Here is a 16,940-nt window from a genome sequence, read left to right as displayed (position 1 = left end):
CGGGTGTTTTTTTGTGCACCAAGCCAGTCCCCCGAGCCCTTGGGGCCACCAGCAGATTACAGGCTCAGCACCTGTCTGAGCTTGCTGCTTTGGCGTTGGGACAGTTCTATCTCGGTGCCGCAACTCAGGGTCACCAGTAAGCGACCGTGAAAGGTCGGCGCTATATTGGCTATGGCGTTTAAGTTGATCAGCTGATGGCGGTTGGCGCGAAAGAAAAGTTCGGGATCCAGCGTCTCCTCCAACCGGTTCAGGGAGCTGAGCATCATGGGGTGTTTGCCGGCAAAATACACCTGGCAGTAATTGCCCACCGCCTGGAAGTAGCGCACCTGGTCGAGCTGCACCAGGTGGCACTGCTCACCGTCCTTGATAAAGAATCTCGCCTGCCCGCCCTTGGGCAACTGGGGACTGCTGCGCTGTGGTGCCAGTTGCTGACGGCATTTTTGCAACGCCGCCGCAAGACGTTGTGGCTCAATGGGCTTGAGCAGATAGTCGACGGCATTGACCTCGAAGGCCTTGAGGGCATGCTCGCTGTAAGCCGTGGTAAAGACCACCAGTGGCGGCTGCGGCAGAGATTCGAGAAAGGAGAACCCGTCGCCACCCGGCAGGTTGATGTCGAGAAACAACACATCAGGTCGACAGTTGACTATTTCCTGCTGGGCCTGGTTTACAGAGGCTGCCTGGGCCACCAGTTGCACATCGGAAAAGGCCTGCAATTGGGTACTGAGTTCCAGTCGGGCCAGACGCGAGTCTTCCACTATCATTACGCTTAACACTGAATCGCACCTCCTTCGATGGCGATTTGGGCCTTGACCATGCCCTCGGTGGCGCTCAGCGTCAGCCTGGCCCTGTTACCGTATTGCAGCGCCAGTCGCTGGCGCAGGTTTTCAAGTCCCAGGCCGCTGCACTCCGCCGGCTTGGGTGCCAGCTCGCCACTGTTACTGACTTCGATTAGCGCCCTGTCGCCCTCAACCCGGGCCAGCAGTTCGATGCGCCCTCCTTGTGGGTTTTGGCTAATGCCGTGCTTAACGGCATTTTCCAGCAGTAGTTGCAGTGCCATGCGCGGCAACTCCAGTTGCGACAGTGCCGGTTCCAAGGTCTTGGTCACTTCCAATCTGTCTTCAAACTGCAACGCCTGCAGAGCCAGGTATTTATCCGCCATGGCCAACTCGTCCGCCATGGGCACGGTATCGCGATGTTCGTGCATCACGTAGCGCAACAGGGCACTGAATTCGCCGAGCAAGGTGCGGGCCGTGGCAGGATCTTCAAGGATCAGGGCACGGATATTGTTGATGGCATTGAACAGAAAGTGGGGCTCAAGTTGGGCCAGCAAGGTATCCAGCCTTTGACGCTCCAATGCCAGCTGCATGGCTTGCTGACGGCGGCGGGACAGCTCGGCACCGACGACGAAATAGGCCAGCGACCACAACAAGGCCGCCACCAGCAACTGGCCATCGGGGCGCCAGACAACGGCCCAGGGCGTGAACGCCAGCAGCAGGTATTCCAGGCTGCCGGCCAGCAGCATCAAGGCCAGGCAACTGAGCAGCGCCACCCCGAGCAGCGCTATGGGGGGCCAGGTTTGGCGGGCGCAAGAGCGATACAGGAAACGCAGCAGCCAGGTCAGCAGCACACCACTGAACAGCTGAGCGGCAATATAAGCGACGTCGTCGGCCCCAAGGCCGCCGTTGAAACTGTGCAGCAGCCCCAGCAGCAGACCAAAGGCCCCCCAGCCCAAGAGCTGATAACGCCAGAAGAGATTGCCATCATTGCCCTCGACTTGCCTGTCCACCCTATATCCCTCAACTATGTCAAAGACTTGCATTGTGCCGTATCCCCAAGTGAATACCAAATTTGCTGAAACGGGGCCAAGGCCTCGCGTCATTTTCCATCCATAAAGGCCAATTTTGGCCTCATTCGCCCTTGCGTATGGCCTCTATGCTGCGGGGCCCCTGGAAAAACTTCATGGTGCCGACCTCGCCCTTGGCGTCAAACACAAATTGCACAGCTACCTGCTGCAAGCCCTTGAGACTGAATCTGTGGTTTTTATCCGCCTCCAGTTCGAAATGCTGACTGTCTGACAGGGACAGCACCAGCCCCTTGCCCTGACGACTGACCACAAACTCCCGCCCCTGGGCCTGGTAGCGCCCGCTGACCCTGGTGGCGTATTCATCCGACTCCATCTGCAGCTCATCCCGGCGCTGAAACAAAACGCGCTCGCCGCTGGCAGGTTCCAGATCCAGAGACAGGGCCGACACCCTGCCTTCGCTGTCGCCATGGAATTGCAATTTGACCTGGGCCAAATAGGGTTTGGCGGCCCCCGTCAAACCGGTGAACAGATCCACATTGCTGGGGGCAAACGCGGTATCCACCTCGTTAAGCCTGAGCTGCAACCGATCCTGCTGCACCGACACCTTAAGCTCACCGTAGCCGGGATGAAAATAGCGTCCGGCATACTCGCCAAGGGGCCTGACCGGATTGAAGTCGGGCAGCACCTGCGCGCTTACGCCCTGCAACGCAGCCTGACGGCGCTTATAACCGGCCGCCAGTCGGCTCAGGCGCTGATCCTTTTCGGCATCCTCGGCAAATAGCAGCTTGTCGGCTATGTGCTGGCTTATCTGCTCTGCCACGCTGGAACTCAGGTACTTGTTGATCATCACCACTATGCCTGTGTTGTCATAGGGATAGAGGCTGACATTGCTGGCGAAGCCTTCAATGCGCCCGCTGTGAAACAGCACCTGATGGCCCTTGTAGGCCTGGTGAAACCAACCCAGGGTATAGCTGGCGGTACCATAGTCGGCATCTATGGGCCATTGACTGATCAGCACCTGGGGCTTGTGCAATTCGCTGAGGGTGGTGGGGTTGATAATCTGTTTGCCGTCCAGCTTGCCACCACTGAGGTTGACTCTGAGCCAACGGGTCATATCCTCCACATTGGATACCAGTCCGCCGGCGGGCTGGCCCAGCTGCATGGGATAGTAATCAGTGGGGCTCAGCTTGCCATCCTGCTCGTCATAGGGCAGCGCCCGGTTGCTCTGCTGCTTCAGCTTGGGGATAGACATGTGACTCGCCTTCATCCCCAGGGGCTGCAATACCTGTTCTTTAACCAGGGCTTCGAAGCTGTTGCCGGACAGCTGTTCCAGCACATGACCGGCAACGGCGTACATCAGGTTTGAGTATTCCCAGCGCTCGCGCAGCGGGTGCGCCGGTTTAAGATAAGGCAGGCGACTCAGCAGCTCACTGCGGGTCATCTCCGGGTAATTGGCGTGCACCAGATCGTGACGGGGAATACCAGTGCGGTGGGACAAGATATCCCGCATGGTCACCCGGTTGGTCAGTTCTGGACTATAGAGGCGGAACTGGGGCAAGTAACCCTGTACAGGACCATCCCAGTCAAGTTTACCGACATCCACCAAAGTCCCTGCGGCAAAGGCGGTAAAAGGCTTGGTGCTCGACGCTATGGGATACAGGGTTTGACTGTCGGCCTTGAGCTGCTTGGCCGCATCGCGAAAGCCATAGCCCTGTGCCAGCACCACCTCATCATCCACCACCACACCTATGGCGATGCTGGGGATCTGCATTTCCTTAACCAGGGTCTCGATTTCCGGCCCCAGGTTGGCGAGGGCATTGCGAGCCTGTTCGGCCCTGACAGAGGAGGCAGCTTTAGTGGGCGCGATTTGACTTGATGCTGCTTGGGCCTGCGGCACCCAACCGCTGATTGCGCAAGCCAGCAACAGCGCCTGGGCCACAACTTGGGGATACAGGGTTGGCAGAAAGGCAGTTTTTCGTTTTTGGATGTTCATCTGGGGTCTCCGGTTTGAGTACAGGGCCAGTCTATGGCCCGGCATCCGGGGCGGCGCCGCTTTTGGGATGAACGAAGACAAGCCGTGATAAATGCCTGTAATGATGGATAAATGCCGCCATCCCCCCGCATCACTCGTCTCCGGAAAATAACCGGCTGGTCGGCCAGGCCTGACGCCTAACCGGAGCACCCTGCGATCCTGGACGGGCCTATACTTAAGATCCCTCCCCCAATCTGGAGTACAACAAATGAGCAGTGTTTCCCATGGGTTGAAGGCGGTAAAGGTTATCGCCCTGGCGGTTACGGACATGGCCCGGGCCCGGCATTTTTATGGCGAGGTGTTGGGGCTGGATACTGTGTCGGAGCACGGCGAGGTCAGGGGCTATGCCCTGGGGGATCTGATGCTGATGCTCAAGGATGACTGGTATGGCAAACCGACGGCCGAGCCCAATCCCAGGCTGACCATTTTGTGCGACTATGCCCCTGATACCGAGGCCTTCCTGCGGGAGCGCAATGTGACCATTGCCGACCCTGTGGTGCCGATGGAAGAGTATTACCTGCTCGGCAGCTTCCTCGACAGCGAGGGCAACAAGCTGTGGTTTTGCTCTGCCAATGAAAGGCCTTGATGATCCTCATGCCTGAATAAAAAGCCACCCAAGCGGCGCCTGCGGGCGCCGCGCCCCTTAGCGCCCCACTTTCTTTTCCAGTCCTGTTTAAGACTTCCTGTTTAAGACTTCCTGTTTAAGACTTCTTGTTTAAGACTTCTTGTTTAAGACTTCCGGTTTCTGACTTCCGGTTTTTTAAGCCTGGCTTAGCGAATACCCCCCGACTATTGACAAGCCCGTCCCAAGATTGCAGTTTGTATGCAATTTCAAAAATGAACGTATGCCCAATGCCAATCGCCAAGACACTCTTCCCTCGCCGTTACCCTATACCTACTCCGGGCCTATTTCGTCCGAAAAGTGCCGCCCTGCTGTGCGCGCTCGCAGTGCTGTCCACATTGGCAGGCACTGCGCAAGCTCATGCAAAAGCCCAGGCTCAAACCCAATCTCCAGTAAAAGCCCAGGCCCTGACTGCAACTAAGGCCCAAACCGGGGAATGCACGCCCAGCGTCCTCGACCGCAGTGGTGAGCCCAGTTTGATGCAGCAGTTTGACAGTTACGGCAACCAGGCCTTCAATCCCCTGGCCGATGCCGGCGCCTGGCACGGCTATCTGCTGCCGCAAAGCCCCAAGGCGGGATTCAGCGGCCCCCTGATAGTGGCCCAGGAATTCAGCCTCTATCTCGCCCCCATGCTGGAGCAACTGCACCCCAGTATTAATGGCCGCCCCCTGGACTTTGCCAGTGCCGACAGCCAGATGCAGGCTTGCGCCGGTGAGCTGCGCCAGCGTTTCAGCTGGCCGGAACTGACGCTCAAGCTGGCGCTGCGCTTCGTCGATGGCCGCAGCGCCCTTATCCGTACCGAGCTTATCAACACAGGCGATAAGCCCCTGCCGTTGACGCTGGAGTGGCGCGGCGAGCTATTGAATCGATTGAATCAGAACAAGGGACCTCTCTGGCCTGCCGACAAGGTCCCTTCATGGCAGCCCACACCCGGCGGGCTCAGGCTGAGCTTTCCCGAACTGCAACAGGGCTTTACCGGCTATTTCACTGCCGGTGCAGGGCTGGACATCAGTCGCAGTCTGGCCAGCAACAGCTCTGTGACCGAACTGGGCTATCTCAGTCGCAGTGAACTGACCTTAAACGCCGCTGAGTCACGGCTTATCTGGAGCCGCGAGCGCTATACCTTGAGCCCGGATGAGGCAGAGTCTTGGGATTTAGGGATGACAGAGGACAGGCTTGCGGCCCTGTGGCAGCAAAGCAGCGAGCGCTGGCGCGCTTACCTGAACCAGGGCATGCCCGAACTGAACAGCTACCTGCCGCAGTCACTGGCACAGAAAAGCCTGGAAACCCTGCTTGGCAACTGGCGCAGCCCCGCCGGAGCCCTGCTGCATGATGCCGTAACCCCTTCGCTTACCGCCCGCTCCTTCGACGGCGCCTGGGCCTGGGACAGCTGGAAACACGCCGCCGCCCTGAGTTATTTCGCCCCCGAGCTGGCGAAGAATCAGATCCGCGCCCTGTTTGATTACCAGATTCAGGCGGACGATACGCTGCGGCCCCAGGACGCGGGCATGATAATAGATACAGTATTCTATAACCGCGATCCGCTTAGGGGCGGCAGCGGCGAAAACTGGAACGAGCGCAACAGCAAGCCGCCGCTGGCGGCCTGGGCCGTGTGGTATCTGCGTGACGATCAGGCCTTTATCCGCGAGATGTACCCCAAACTGGTGGCCTACCACAATTGGTGGTATCGCAACCGGGATCACGACGGCAATGGCCTGGCGGAATACGGCGCCGCCCTGCACCTGGCCCATCAGGACAGCGAAGGCAGGATGCGCTTCTACCTCAAACCCAAGGGCACAGTGCCTGCGGGCTGCCAGCCATTAGAGGATGGCTGGCTTGAGTGTGCCGGGCTGGATGACTACCGCACACTGGCCCAAAGCCAGGACTATCAGGCCCTGGAAAGCCCGGCCCAACAGGCGGCGGGCTGGGAGTCCGGCATGGATAACGCCGCCCGTTTCGGCTTTATCGATGACAGCCAGCTGAGCGCCTATGCGGCCAAATATTATGGCGGCGATCTGACCCGGGCCCGCCGCGACTGGTTGCCGGGCTTTGTGGAAAACCGCCATGGCGGCAAGCTGGTGGGTTACTCCATAGATCAGGAATCGGTGGAGCTGAACGCCTATCTGGCCCAGGAGAAGGCGCTGCTGGGGCAAATGGCAGCGCTGCTCGGCGATAAGCAGGCCGCCGCCAACTGGCAAAGGGATGCCGAGGCGCTGGCGGCGCGGATAAACAGCGACTTTTTCGATTCCGAATCCGGCTTTTACTACGACCGGGAACTTGGCAGCGGCAAACTGCTGACCCGCCGCGGCATGGGCCCCGAGGGCTGGAGCCCACTGTGGACAGGGGTTGCCGGTCCATCTCAGGCACAGGCGGTGCGCAGCAGTATGCTGGATCCTAAAGCCTTCAACACCCCTGTGCCCCTGGGCACCGCTGCCCAATCGGCACCGGCCTTCGATCCCCACAGCTACTGGCGCGGCCGGGTGTGGCTGGATCAGTGGTATTTCGGTGTCTCGGGCCTGGCCCGCTACGGCTTTTTGGAGGATGCCAGGGCGCTCACCGCCAAGCTGCTCAGCAACGCCGAGGCGCTTAAGGGCTCTGCTCCCATCCGCGAGAACTACCATCCCCTGACCGGCGAGATGCAGGGGGCCACCAACTTCAGCTGGAGCGCCGCCCACCTGTATCTCTGGTACCGGGAATCGGCTGCGGCTGAGGCTCAGACGACCAATAAGATCCAGTAATAAAATCAATATCTATCTGTTTCAAACACGGCCTGCCAACAACATCCATTCGGATAGGGTTGCAGGCCGTGCACGCCCTTTATCCAAATTTCAACAGCGCAAATTCAGCCTCCCCCCAAACACACAGTGGGCTTGATGCTGATGTCAAAATCCATCCCGTGTCGGAAAAGCGGGTTTAACAGAGAGTTTTATAACGTCTCGCCGGCCCTTCAAGATGTTGATTTAAAGAGCAAGCGTTGTGCTGATGCCAACTTCAATTTAGGATGCCTGAGTACTTTTTCATCGCCTTTACCACGACATTAATGCATTCCGATGTCGTGCAGAGATTCGGGTCTCAAGCGGCGCAGGCCCAGCTAGATAGGCGAAAATATCAATCTCGAAGAAAAACAATCTCGAAGAAAAACAGTCACCGGGAAATCCAATCACAACTCAAGGAGGAAACATGCGCTTTTTAACAGCAATTGTGCTGCTGCCACTGACACAAAACAGCTTGGCGGCCGACACTCAAACCGGCGCTCACACAGAGCTGCGCCTGGTGTCCTACAACATCCGCCATGGTGTGGGCATGGACAATAAGCTGGATTTAAAGCGTATTGCCGAGGTCATAGCCCAAGCCAAACCGGATCTGGTGGCCTTACAGGAAGTCGATAAAGGGGTAGAACGCAGCAACAAGCTGGACATTGCCGCAGAGCTCGGCCGCTTACTGGGAATGGAGCACAGATTCGCCAGTTTTATGGACCTTCAGGGGGGCGAATACGGCATGGCGGTGTTGTCGCGCTTACCCATCCGTGACACTGAGACTCACCCGCTGCCGGAGGGTGCAGAGCCACGCAGCGCACTGGAAATCAAGGTCAGCGTCCCGGGGCTTGCCAAGCCCTTATCCTTTGTCGGAATACACAACGATTGGACCGATGAATCTATCCGCACTGAGCAGGTATCAGCCCTGCTCAAGGCTCTGGCACACAATGACAACCCTGTGATCCTGGCGGGGGATTTTAACGGCGAGCCCAGCGATGCCTCTTTGGAGCAACTGACCCGAGCTGGCTGGCACATCATGGACAAGCAGCAGCAAAAGACCTGGCCTTCGGATAAGCCTGAGCAAGAAATAGACTTTTTCCTCACCAGGGGAATGCAACTCTCCGAAATAAAGCACTCCGTTATCGACGAGCAAATGGCATCGGACCACAGGCCCATCTATGCCGAGTTCAAGATTGGTCAATAAACCGGGATAAGGCCTGCACAGGGCTAAGGCTGTGGCTGAGGACAAATCTGCCAAGAGTCACACAGATAAGCAGGCCAATTCCAAATCCTGACTGCTGTCGTTACTGGAGCCAGCACAGCTATATCATTTAAGTCGCCTGAACAGCTTGAACCATGAGCTGCACCACTAAGGTGCAGCGCCCTTCCCTTTGGCTGTGCATCCGGTTTAGGCAACGAAAGGAAATACCAATAAAATCAATCGCGAAATGAATGGCCCGGGGTTTGCTTTGACCTGCGGTCATAGGAAATTCAATACAGGAAAACCCATGGAAATTCGCCAGTTTGATTTCAGCGACAAGGACAACTTCAGCAATAAGAACAAACCGGCGCCCCTTGAGGCACTGACGGCGCTGCTGCAGGAACACCTTGCCGATATGCACGCCAACTCGCCACCGGGCAGCGTTCATGCCCTCAATCTTGAGCGCTTGCAGGGCCCGGATATCCGCCTCTTTGCCCTGTGGCTCAAGGGCGATGCTGTTTCAGGAAAAGATGCAGACGTAAGAAACATGGGGGAAGTACTCGCCGCCTGCGGCGCCATCAAGCAGCTCTCGGACACAGACGCAGAGCTGAAATCCATGCGCTGCGCCAACCAGTTCCGTGGCCGCGGTCTCGGCAAGGCCGTGCTGCGTCATTTGCTGGAGGATGCCCGCCGGCGCGGTATTCGCCGCCTGTACCTGGAAACGGGCTCGGTGGACTTCTTCCTGCCGGCACAGGGCCTGTATCTGGCCCACGGCTTCGAGTTTTGCGGCCCTTTCGGCGACTACAGTGATGACCCCTTCAGCCGTTTTATGACCAAAGCGATTTAAAAGAAAGATGCTTTAAACACAGGGTGATAAAAGAAAAAGGCGCTTTGACAGCGCCCTGGCTTCAGCCGCCCGGATAGCCAGGCTCTTTCGGTGAGGAACTGGCGCTTGGCACAAGCGTTCACTTCACGCTGATAACAGCGCCAGCCAGTCTTCGGGATTGGCGAGGATAAACTCAAACTGTTTGCCGCCGTCCAGGGTGATCCGCAGCGCATCCCGGGTCACGGGCATAATACCGCCACCCTTACCGAGGCACTTTTCCACCTTGGTTATCTCTCCACGGGGGATGCTGTAGGGCCCGAGGCCCAACTGGGTGTTGTAGGGCACGAAACTCAAATCCGATACGGTCAACGACAGCTTGCCATCTGCCCGCGCCACGCCATTTTGCACCGCAGCCACAGTGGATTTGATTGTTTGGCTTTCCATAATAAGGTTCCTTGATTCGCTCGGGTGAAATCACACCCTAACAAGCAAGGCCGAGCGCAACAAGCAATCTGTTGATTTTCAGACTTATGTTGTCCAATTTAAGATTCAGCAGTGCGCGCCGGAAACGTCAGCACTGTGGAAGCGACAGTTCAGGGGAGAGCCTCAGCTCAAGGAAAAGGTCAGCTCCGGACAGAGCCTCAGCTTAGTGAATAGTAGTAAAACAGCACCCCGGGCGCGGCTTCTGCATCTATGTCCGGACAAAGCCGGAAACCCGCTTTTTCCAGCACTCTGGATGACGCCGGGTTATCCATGCCCACACCGGCGACCAAGCGCTGCCAGCCCAGACTGTCTTTATTCTGATGGGCACAGGAGAGCAGCCCCGTCAGCAATTCACTGGCCAGGCCCTGGCCCCAATATTCTTCCCCCAACAGATAGCCCAAGTGGGCATCGTACCCCGGCGCTTGGGCTTCCTCCCTTGCTTGCTCATAGATAAACAGGAAGCCAATCAAGGGAGAGCTCTTCGTTTTTCCCAAGTCGTCAATAAGAGTCACGGTCAGTAAACGGCTTTCGACCAACATGCGCTCCAACCAGGCCTTAGCGCTGGCAAGGTCCTGCACCTTGGCGAAGTAAGGCGGCAAATGCACAATCACCGCCGGGGTAAAGAGTGCAAGAATGCGACTCAGCAACGCATCCGCCCCGACCTTAGCGGCGGATGCGGCAGTCAACCCAGCAACAGCAAGCCCATCTGCAGTCAACTCAGCCAACTGCAATCTTGGAGTGTGAAATACCAAAGGCTTTAATTCAGAATGCTGGTTTGCTTCGGCAGACATAAGACTGTATTCCTGTCGGGGTTGGCAACTGCTTCGCAGGTTACGCCTGGAGGGAAAGGAAGGCAAACGAGGGCTTGGAGTCGGATTTAGAGTTTTGGAATAACGCCCCGGTTCAGGGGCGACCCGCTGCAACCGGTTGTTAGACGGCGCATCAACCTCATGCGCGCTGCAGACGGTACCAGTGCTCATCCGGGCGCAGCACCCATTCCAATGGTGGTGGAAGTTTGAAGAAGGACGGCTCCACGTCAGTGATCCGCCAACCTGTAAAGGCAGCCTCGATTTCTTCGCGGCTTACCCCCCGGATCAAGGGGCGAATACGCCTCGGCCAGCACAGTAAAATAACTGTGGCATCCTTGGCGGCCAGCGCGTCAATGCTGCGGGCCATTCCTTTCTGCTGATCTGTGTCGAAGTCATGAAAGGTGCCGGTATCAAGGATAAGCCGGAACCCGGTACCTACTTCAGTTTCTGAAAGGCGGGTAACGTCCCCCTTCAACAGTTTCATTTCCACGCCAGCATTCTGAATCCGCTCACGCCCCCGTTCCAGGGCCTTGTCCACGAGTTCTACGCCAGTAACATCCCAGCCCCGTTTAGCCAGCTCGATACCCCAGATGGCACTCCCGGAGCCTACATCCAAGGCACGTCCGTAAGGAGGCGCACGCCCTTCCTCTTCGCGTTCGAGAAGCGATGCCAAAGACTGGGAAAATTCTTGGTCTGTATCCTCCCAAGGGTGAAAACCAATTGCATATGAAAATTTCCAGTTCATAGCTTTCTCCTTTGTCGTCTAACGCCGCCACGTGGGGATTAATAGCATCCGATGTCAGATATCAGATGTCAGATGTCAGATGTCAGATGTCAGGACAAAAATAAAAGACAACCGTGGTGCCAGAGGCAATATGCCGATGGGCTCCTCGGCCCAGGGACATACACTATGCCAAAACAACAAGTAGGTCCGGCGCTACTCAGAAGCCGGGACCATTGCCGGGAAAGCGGCGGGGTCGGTGAACACCCAATCCCTGTCCTTCACCGGAGTGTGGCATGCGATACATACCTGCGGCCCTTCGTTGAAGGCCTTTTGCTCCAGGCCCACCCAGCGGGCCCAGCCCCAGCCATAGGTGTCGGCATATTTTGCCGAGTCCCTGAACATAAACTCGGCATGGACAAAGGCCCCCGGGGCCGTGGCCGCTTTCCAGTTTGCCAGCTCAGTGTCCTTCCACACTACCTTGCCAAGGATGGCGCCATCAGGCCAGGGATTGATCTGGCCGGCGCGGGCGGCGGCGACCGCAATCTCGTTGCCGAGTATCACCCTCAGGGTATTGTTATCCGTTCTGTGTGATATCCCTATGGTTGACCAATTCTGCCAGCCTGTGGGATAGGCAATGGAATGGGAGGCCTCATGGGTGCTGTCGGCCGCACTCGCGGCGCCTGAGGCGGCCACAACCAGGACCGATACTATTGATTTACGAATATCCATGCTGATTTCTCCAGTTGATTCAATACGCTGACACTAGCCGTCCCGGTCAAATCATGCCAGCGTGACGGCGGCAGCGGTTTACTTTGGAATGGGTCATATTGGCCTGGTAATAGCTATCAGTATGGAAAAAATCGGCTGTGACGCCAGCATGCCGAAGGAAATACGCGGCTAGGGGACAAATAACCTGTTTGGAGCGAAATATTCCGTTTGGGGCGAAAGAGTAAGAATGGCTAAAAGGCTACTCGCTCAGGGCGAGTTGAAGGTGGGTCTTTAGGTCACTGCAACAGCATCTTGATTCTCTGAAAACAGTGTCGCATAAGCTCTGATTGGTGTAGCGCAGAGTAAAAGGCCATCAGGCTACAAAATTAATCTCGGGCAGAGATTCGAATCCCGGGGCGGCAAACAGGTATCCCTGCATCAACTCAACTCCGGCGTCCCGCAACCAGTGATATTCGGCCAGGGTTTCAATGCCTTCCGCCAGAGGGGTGATATTCAGGCTGCGAAATAACTGCAGGCAGTGGCTGACTATGGTCTGGCGCACCCTGTCACTGTCGATATGGCGGATAAGCCCCATGTCCAGCTTGATAATATCGGTCTGGAAATCCGCCAGCAGGTTCAGGCCCGAATAACCGGAGCCGAAATCATCCGTGGCGGTCTTAAATCCAAGCGACTGATAGTAGCTGACAATGTTCTTGATGTGGTCGCTGTCCTCAATCTTCTCCACCTCGGTGAACTCAAACATGATCCGTTCAAGTGGAAAGCCGTATTCTTTGGCCGATGCCAGGGTGGTACGAATGCAGCGCTCGGGCTTATAGATGGCATTTGGAAGAAAATTAATACTCAGCATGCAATCTATGCCGAGCTTTGACGCCAGGGCAATGGCCTTGACCCGACAGAGCTGATCAAACAAATAGCGGTTTTCATCCGTGACCCTGGATATCACCGAGAAGGCGGACTCATTGTTCAGGCCGCGAACCAGGGCTTCGTAACCAAACACCGTTTGAGTGGCCACATTGATGATGGGCTGAAATGCCATGGTGAAATCAAAACCCAGCTGCTCCCGGTTTACGCAGTTCCCGCAGGTCGACCACTCCTGGTTCATCTTGATCTCCTCCATCTTAAGTCTCCTGTGGGTCTGAACGCACTTTTCCAATAAACACAGCCGAATGAGATCCAGCTTAAAATCAATTACTTCCAATGCCAACAACTATTCATTATAGCCGTCAAACCCAGGTCGAGGGAGAGGCTGGCCAAGCGGGACCGCTATCCGACAGGCATAGGTCCACCGACTATGACTATCCCTGTTAAACAATAAACAGCCCGGCAGATAAATTGCGACAAACTGCGTCGCTGCATTTTTCCTGCATATTCCCGCCTTAGAGTGCACCTATGCGCAAGTGCAAACTTGCCGCCATTGAATAGCAACTGAATCTCAACAGCATAGTAGAGGTGGTCCATGTCCAGAAAATTACTCTTTCCCCTGGTGATGGCGGCGGTACTGACCGCCTGTGGCGGAGGCGATGGCAGCAGCCCGGCCCCCGATAACGGCAACACGGGTGGCACCGGCGGAACCGGCGGTACTGGTGGCACGGGCGGTACAGGTGGCACGGGCGGAACCGGTGGTACTGGTGGCAGCGGCAGCAGCGACAGCCCAACCCTGACCCAGGGGCTGGCCAGCGTGGAATTGGCCAACCTGTTCCCGGCAGGAAGCCGGGTGGCCGCGCTGGGGCGCAGCTTCGATGGCGATGGCGGCTCCTGGCTGGTACCGGCCGAGGTGCGTTATCAGGACAGCACTGTGCCCATGGCCAGCGATCTCTACAATGCTTATGTGTCGGGTCACAGCTATGCCAATTCGGCGGCCGCTATCGCAGCCCTGGACGGCAGTGACATAGTGGAGATTGACGCCGATGGTGAGGTGATAAGCGCCTTTATCTTCGCCGACAATTACTTCGAGCTCTATGTGAACGGCACCGCCATCGCCAAGGATCCCGTACCCTTCACCGAGTTCAACTCCAACATAGTGCGCTTTCGGGTCAAGCAGCCCTTTACCGTGGCCATGCATCTGGTGGATTGGGAAGAAAACCTGGGCACGGGCACCGAAAACAACCAGGGCAGCAGCTTCCATCCCGGCGATGGCGGCATGGTGGCCCTGTTCAAGGATGCCAGCGGCAACATCATAGGCAAGACCGACAGCAGCTGGAAGGCCCAAACCTTCTATACCGCCCCCATTACGGACACTAGCTGCCTAAGCCAGAGTGCCGGGCTGCGCGCCAGCAGCAGCTGTGCCACCACGGCCCCCTCGGACATAGCCTCGGTATACGCCGCCCACTGGGCGGTGCCGGAAAACTGGGCCGCCAGCGACTTTGACGATTCGCTCTGGCCAAACGCCTACAGCTACAGCAACACCACGGTTGGGGTCGACAATAAACCGGCCTACACCCAATTTACCGATCTGTTCGATAACAGTGCGAGCGACGCCCAGTTTATCTGGAGCAGCAACCTTATCCTGGATAACGAGGTGCTGGTGCGGGCCACCATAGGCAGCTCGGGCACAGGCGGCTCCTCTGGGGACTTTTTCCTGAGCAGTCCGGCGCTGAAATCCAAGCTGATATTGCCGCTCAGCGCCACCTGCGAGGGTGCCGGCAATGGCAAGATGTTGCCGCTGTCCTGGGAAAATGCCCCTGAGGGCACCCAGTCGTTTGCCCTGGCCTTGTACAGCTTCCCCAATCCGAGCGACACCGACTTTGCCGGCGCTCACTTTTATCAGATCCAGTACGACATTCCGGCCACCACCACGGCCTTGAGCGAGGGAGACCACAGCACCGGGATGTACGGCATCAACTCGGTGAACGGCCTGCAGCAGTATTCCGCGCCCTGCTCCGAGGGGGCGGATGAGCACACCTATATCCTCAGCCTCTATGCCCTGTCGGCCCCGGTGGGCAGCCTGGGCTTAACCGCCAGCACCACAGATCTGGTCGCCCTGGAAAACGCCATCGAGGGCAAGGTGCTGGACAGCAGCAGTCTGCATATGACCCGGGTGCGCTATAACCCCAACAACGACGCTCATGTACCTTCCAGCACCCCCAGTGACTGCGCCACCAAGTCGGCGGCCTTCGAGGATTATGCCGGTCTGGTGTCGGTCAGCTGTGACAGCAGCACCATGACGGTGAACACCCTGGTGGGCCTGCCTGATCGCTCGCAATTGGATGTCGACAAGGCCAACGTCGGCACCCAATCCTGGATAGGCCGGGTACCACTGCCGCAACAGCCCAGCTGGTCCGTGCCCCTGGTGCCCCAATACCTGGCAACCACTGCCAGCAACCTCAATATTCACCATCCCATAGGCATAGCGGTCGATGGCGTGCCGATATTGCACTACGCCAAGGAGAACGCCCCGGACGAAGTCGCGCAGCTGGGCCAGGACTACAGCAGCCGCGATACAGTGCTGCTGGGTGAGCTGGACCAATGCGGTGCCCACGCAGGTAACGGTGAGGACTACCACTACCATTATGCGCCCCTGTGTTTGATGGACACCCAGGATCCCTCCAAGCCGCTGGCCTACATGTTTGACGGCATTCCGCTGTACTTCGGTACCGGCGGCGGCCAGCTGACCAGCGGTGGGGTCAATTACGGCGGCGGTCGCTACACGTCACTGGATTACAGACCGCAAAAGGTGAAAACCGGTGAGCGGCCGCTGGATGAGTGCAACGGCTACGATCTACACGGCGACGGCAGCGAGTATGTGTATTACTCCTCAAAAACCGCGCCCTACACCATAGGCTGCTATCGCGCCGAGGCCAGCCAGGCCACGGCCATGCAAACGGTCGCGGCCCACTGGGAAAACGAGCGTCTGCAAGACTTCACCTTCGGCACCGAAGTGGAATTGACGGACTACGACACCCTCAGCCTGAATGGCGCCACCTGGACCTATATAGAGGTAACCCCGAGCGCGGACAATACCCATATTCCCGCCGGGAACGTCGCCATGATCCTCTACCGGCCTCTGGTCGCGGGCGAGTCGGGTTACCAGGCAGGCAAGGATTGCTACCGCTTCCGCTATCGGCTGGACAAGAACGACACCACGGGCAGCAATGACCTGGTGACAGCGCACTGCCGTTAATCGCACTGTCGTTAACAGCTCTGACGTTGACAGCGGTGCCGTTACCAGCGTCGCCGCTGACGAAAAGTTGCAGGCGGCACTAACGGGTGTCCTCAACAGGCGCCCGTCAGTCGCTGCCACTATGAGTTGGGAGAAAAAATGAATGAAGAAGACAACACTGCTGCTCATCCTCTGCTGTGGCCTGATCTCTATGACAGACGCCAGGGCCCATGGGCTCAACATGACCTCGGCCAACATTACCCTGAGGCAACACAACCACCTGTCGCTTACCCTGGCCACCTCACTGACGGAACTGTTTCACCAACTGGAGTGGCAGGGCAAGCCGCCATCAATCGCCCACCTGGTGGCCGATGAGGCCAAACTGGCAGAGTTTCACCGCCAGCTGGTGCAGGTCTTTGCCGAGCAGCTGACCATATCCATCGATGGTCAGTCCCTGGCCAGCCGCCAGACCCGGGCCCCCAGCCAGGCGCAGCTGAAACAGCGCCTGGAGGAGGAAATCGCCGAGGCCCTGTTGCCTCCGTCCCCTAAAACGCAAGAGCACACTCATGGACCAGCAGAGCACGAGGACTATCAGACTTTGGTGATTAGTATCGACGGCTTTATGCCGCGCGCCGCCAAGGCCGAAATGCTCGATGTGCACTTTCCACCAGCCCTTGGGCCTGTGCTGACCAACTACAGCGAGCCACGCAGCCAAACCCTGACCCCGGGGGCCGATGGCAGCAGTCTGCAGATAGGGCTCAAGCACTGATAGCAGCAGAGACAAGCAACCCCAAGGCGACGGGGCCGTCCGGCCAAAGGCGCAGTTAATCTCTGTGGCACCACAGAGGCTGCGCC

General features: G+C 57.6%; 14 protein-coding genes. 6 read left to right on the top strand and 8 right to left on the bottom strand.

The window, feature by feature from the left end:
• Positions 1-56 precede the first annotated feature (56 nt).
• From JYB85_RS05430 to JYB85_RS05420, 3 genes are all read right to left on the bottom strand, one after another.
• Entirely contained in the window at positions 57-773 is a 717-nt protein-coding gene (locus JYB85_RS05430; protein WP_207381379.1) for a LytR/AlgR family response regulator transcription factor, read from the bottom strand.
• Complete coding sequence (locus JYB85_RS05425) at positions 767-1,819, bottom strand: sensor histidine kinase (RefSeq protein ID WP_207381378.1); 1,053 nt, start codon at positions 1,817-1,819, stop codon at positions 767-769. Before JYB85_RS05425 ends, JYB85_RS05430 begins: the two co-directional genes overlap by 7 nt.
• A gap of 88 nt (positions 1,820-1,907) precedes the next feature.
• Complete coding sequence (locus JYB85_RS05420; protein WP_207381377.1) at positions 1,908-3,797, bottom strand: serine hydrolase; 1,890 nt, start codon at positions 3,795-3,797, stop codon at positions 1,908-1,910.
• A gap of 247 nt (positions 3,798-4,044) precedes the next feature.
• Here JYB85_RS05420 and JYB85_RS05415 point away from each other — a divergent pair, with 247 nt between their 5' ends.
• From JYB85_RS05415 to JYB85_RS05400, 4 genes are all read left to right on the top strand, one after another.
• The gene (locus tag JYB85_RS05415) at positions 4,045-4,422 is read left to right on the top strand and encodes a VOC family protein (RefSeq protein WP_207381376.1); all 378 of its coding nucleotides are present in this window, start codon (positions 4,045-4,047) and stop codon (positions 4,420-4,422) included.
• A 251-nt stretch (positions 4,423-4,673) separates the two neighbouring features.
• Positions 4,674-7,196: an alpha-glucosidase gene (ygjK, locus tag JYB85_RS05410; protein ID WP_324032859.1), complete on the top strand. Its 2,523-nt coding sequence runs from the start codon at positions 4,674-4,676 to the stop codon at positions 7,194-7,196.
• Positions 7,197-7,638: 442 nt separating this feature from the next.
• The gene (locus tag JYB85_RS05405; protein ID WP_207381374.1) at positions 7,639-8,418 is read left to right on the top strand and encodes an endonuclease/exonuclease/phosphatase family protein; all 780 of its coding nucleotides are present in this window, start codon (positions 7,639-7,641) and stop codon (positions 8,416-8,418) included.
• A gap of 304 nt (positions 8,419-8,722) precedes the next feature.
• Complete coding sequence (locus tag JYB85_RS05400) at positions 8,723-9,262, top strand: GNAT family N-acetyltransferase (RefSeq protein ID WP_207381373.1); 540 nt, start codon at positions 8,723-8,725, stop codon at positions 9,260-9,262.
• Positions 9,263-9,385: 123 nt separating this feature from the next.
• On the opposite strand, the gene JYB85_RS05395 is transcribed toward JYB85_RS05400, so the two are convergent.
• The 5 genes from JYB85_RS05395 to JYB85_RS05375 form a co-directional block, all read right to left on the bottom strand.
• Positions 9,386-9,685: a hypothetical protein gene (locus tag JYB85_RS05395; protein ID WP_207381372.1), complete on the bottom strand. Its 300-nt coding sequence runs from the start codon at positions 9,683-9,685 to the stop codon at positions 9,386-9,388.
• Between the two features lie 197 nt (positions 9,686-9,882).
• Positions 9,883-10,515: a GNAT family N-acetyltransferase gene (locus tag JYB85_RS05390; RefSeq protein WP_207381371.1), complete on the bottom strand. Its 633-nt coding sequence runs from the start codon at positions 10,513-10,515 to the stop codon at positions 9,883-9,885.
• Positions 10,516-10,672: 157 nt separating this feature from the next.
• Positions 10,673-11,278 (bottom strand): class I SAM-dependent methyltransferase, encoded by a 606-nt coding sequence (locus JYB85_RS05385; RefSeq protein ID WP_207325705.1) that lies wholly within the window; start codon positions 11,276-11,278, stop codon positions 10,673-10,675.
• Between the two features lie 192 nt (positions 11,279-11,470).
• Complete coding sequence (locus tag JYB85_RS05380; protein WP_207381370.1) at positions 11,471-11,986, bottom strand: cytochrome P460 family protein; 516 nt, start codon at positions 11,984-11,986, stop codon at positions 11,471-11,473.
• 352 nt (positions 11,987-12,338) lie between these two features.
• Complete coding sequence (locus JYB85_RS05375) at positions 12,339-13,103, bottom strand: EAL domain-containing protein (RefSeq protein ID WP_207381369.1); 765 nt, start codon at positions 13,101-13,103, stop codon at positions 12,339-12,341.
• A gap of 339 nt (positions 13,104-13,442) precedes the next feature.
• Here JYB85_RS05375 and JYB85_RS05370 point away from each other — a divergent pair, with 339 nt between their 5' ends.
• Together JYB85_RS05370 and JYB85_RS05365 are read left to right on the top strand one after the other, a co-directional pair.
• Positions 13,443-16,106, top strand: coding sequence for a YHYH protein (locus JYB85_RS05370; RefSeq protein WP_207381368.1), 2,664 nt, complete (start codon positions 13,443-13,445; stop codon positions 16,104-16,106).
• A 142-nt stretch (positions 16,107-16,248) separates the two neighbouring features.
• Entirely contained in the window at positions 16,249-16,854 is a 606-nt protein-coding gene (locus tag JYB85_RS05365) for a hypothetical protein (RefSeq protein ID WP_207381367.1), read from the top strand.
• Positions 16,855-16,940: the final 86 nt, after the last annotated feature.

The organism is Shewanella sedimentimangrovi, from assembly GCF_017354965.1.
In the GTDB taxonomy this organism is placed as follows: Bacteria; Pseudomonadota; Gammaproteobacteria; order Enterobacterales; family Shewanellaceae; genus Shewanella; species Shewanella cyperi.
The sequence above is the reverse complement of the archived record's forward strand: the minus strand, read 5'-3'. Positions and strand labels throughout refer to the sequence as shown.

Excerpts from the sequence above, each read along its gene's own strand:
- JYB85_RS05425 (WP_207381378.1), bottom strand. The coding sequence starts at position 1,819 with ATGCAAGTCTTTGACATAGTTGAGGGATATAGGGTGGACAGGCAAGTC.
- JYB85_RS05420 (WP_207381377.1), bottom strand. The coding sequence starts at position 3,797 with ATGAACATCCAAAAACGAAAAACTGCCTTTCTGCCAACCCTGTATCCC.
- JYB85_RS05415 (WP_207381376.1), top strand. The coding sequence starts at position 4,045 with ATGAGCAGTGTTTCCCATGGGTTGAAGGCGGTAAAGGTTATCGCCCTG.
- ygjK (WP_324032859.1), top strand. The coding sequence starts at position 4,674 with ATGAACGTATGCCCAATGCCAATCGCCAAGACACTCTTCCCTCGCCGT.
- JYB85_RS05405 (WP_207381374.1), top strand. The coding sequence starts at position 7,639 with ATGCGCTTTTTAACAGCAATTGTGCTGCTGCCACTGACACAAAACAGC.
- JYB85_RS05400 (WP_207381373.1), top strand. The coding sequence starts at position 8,723 with ATGGAAATTCGCCAGTTTGATTTCAGCGACAAGGACAACTTCAGCAAT.
- JYB85_RS05395 (WP_207381372.1), bottom strand. The coding sequence starts at position 9,685 with ATGGAAAGCCAAACAATCAAATCCACTGTGGCTGCGGTGCAAAATGGC.
- JYB85_RS05390 (WP_207381371.1), bottom strand. The coding sequence starts at position 10,515 with ATGTCTGCCGAAGCAAACCAGCATTCTGAATTAAAGCCTTTGGTATTT.
- JYB85_RS05385 (WP_207325705.1), bottom strand. The coding sequence starts at position 11,278 with ATGAACTGGAAATTTTCATATGCAATTGGTTTTCACCCTTGGGAGGAT.
- JYB85_RS05380 (WP_207381370.1), bottom strand. The coding sequence starts at position 11,986 with ATGGATATTCGTAAATCAATAGTATCGGTCCTGGTTGTGGCCGCCTCA.
- JYB85_RS05375 (WP_207381369.1), bottom strand. The coding sequence starts at position 13,103 with ATGGAGGAGATCAAGATGAACCAGGAGTGGTCGACCTGCGGGAACTGC.
- JYB85_RS05370 (WP_207381368.1), top strand. The coding sequence starts at position 13,443 with ATGTCCAGAAAATTACTCTTTCCCCTGGTGATGGCGGCGGTACTGACC.
- JYB85_RS05365 (WP_207381367.1), top strand. The coding sequence starts at position 16,249 with ATGAAGAAGACAACACTGCTGCTCATCCTCTGCTGTGGCCTGATCTCT.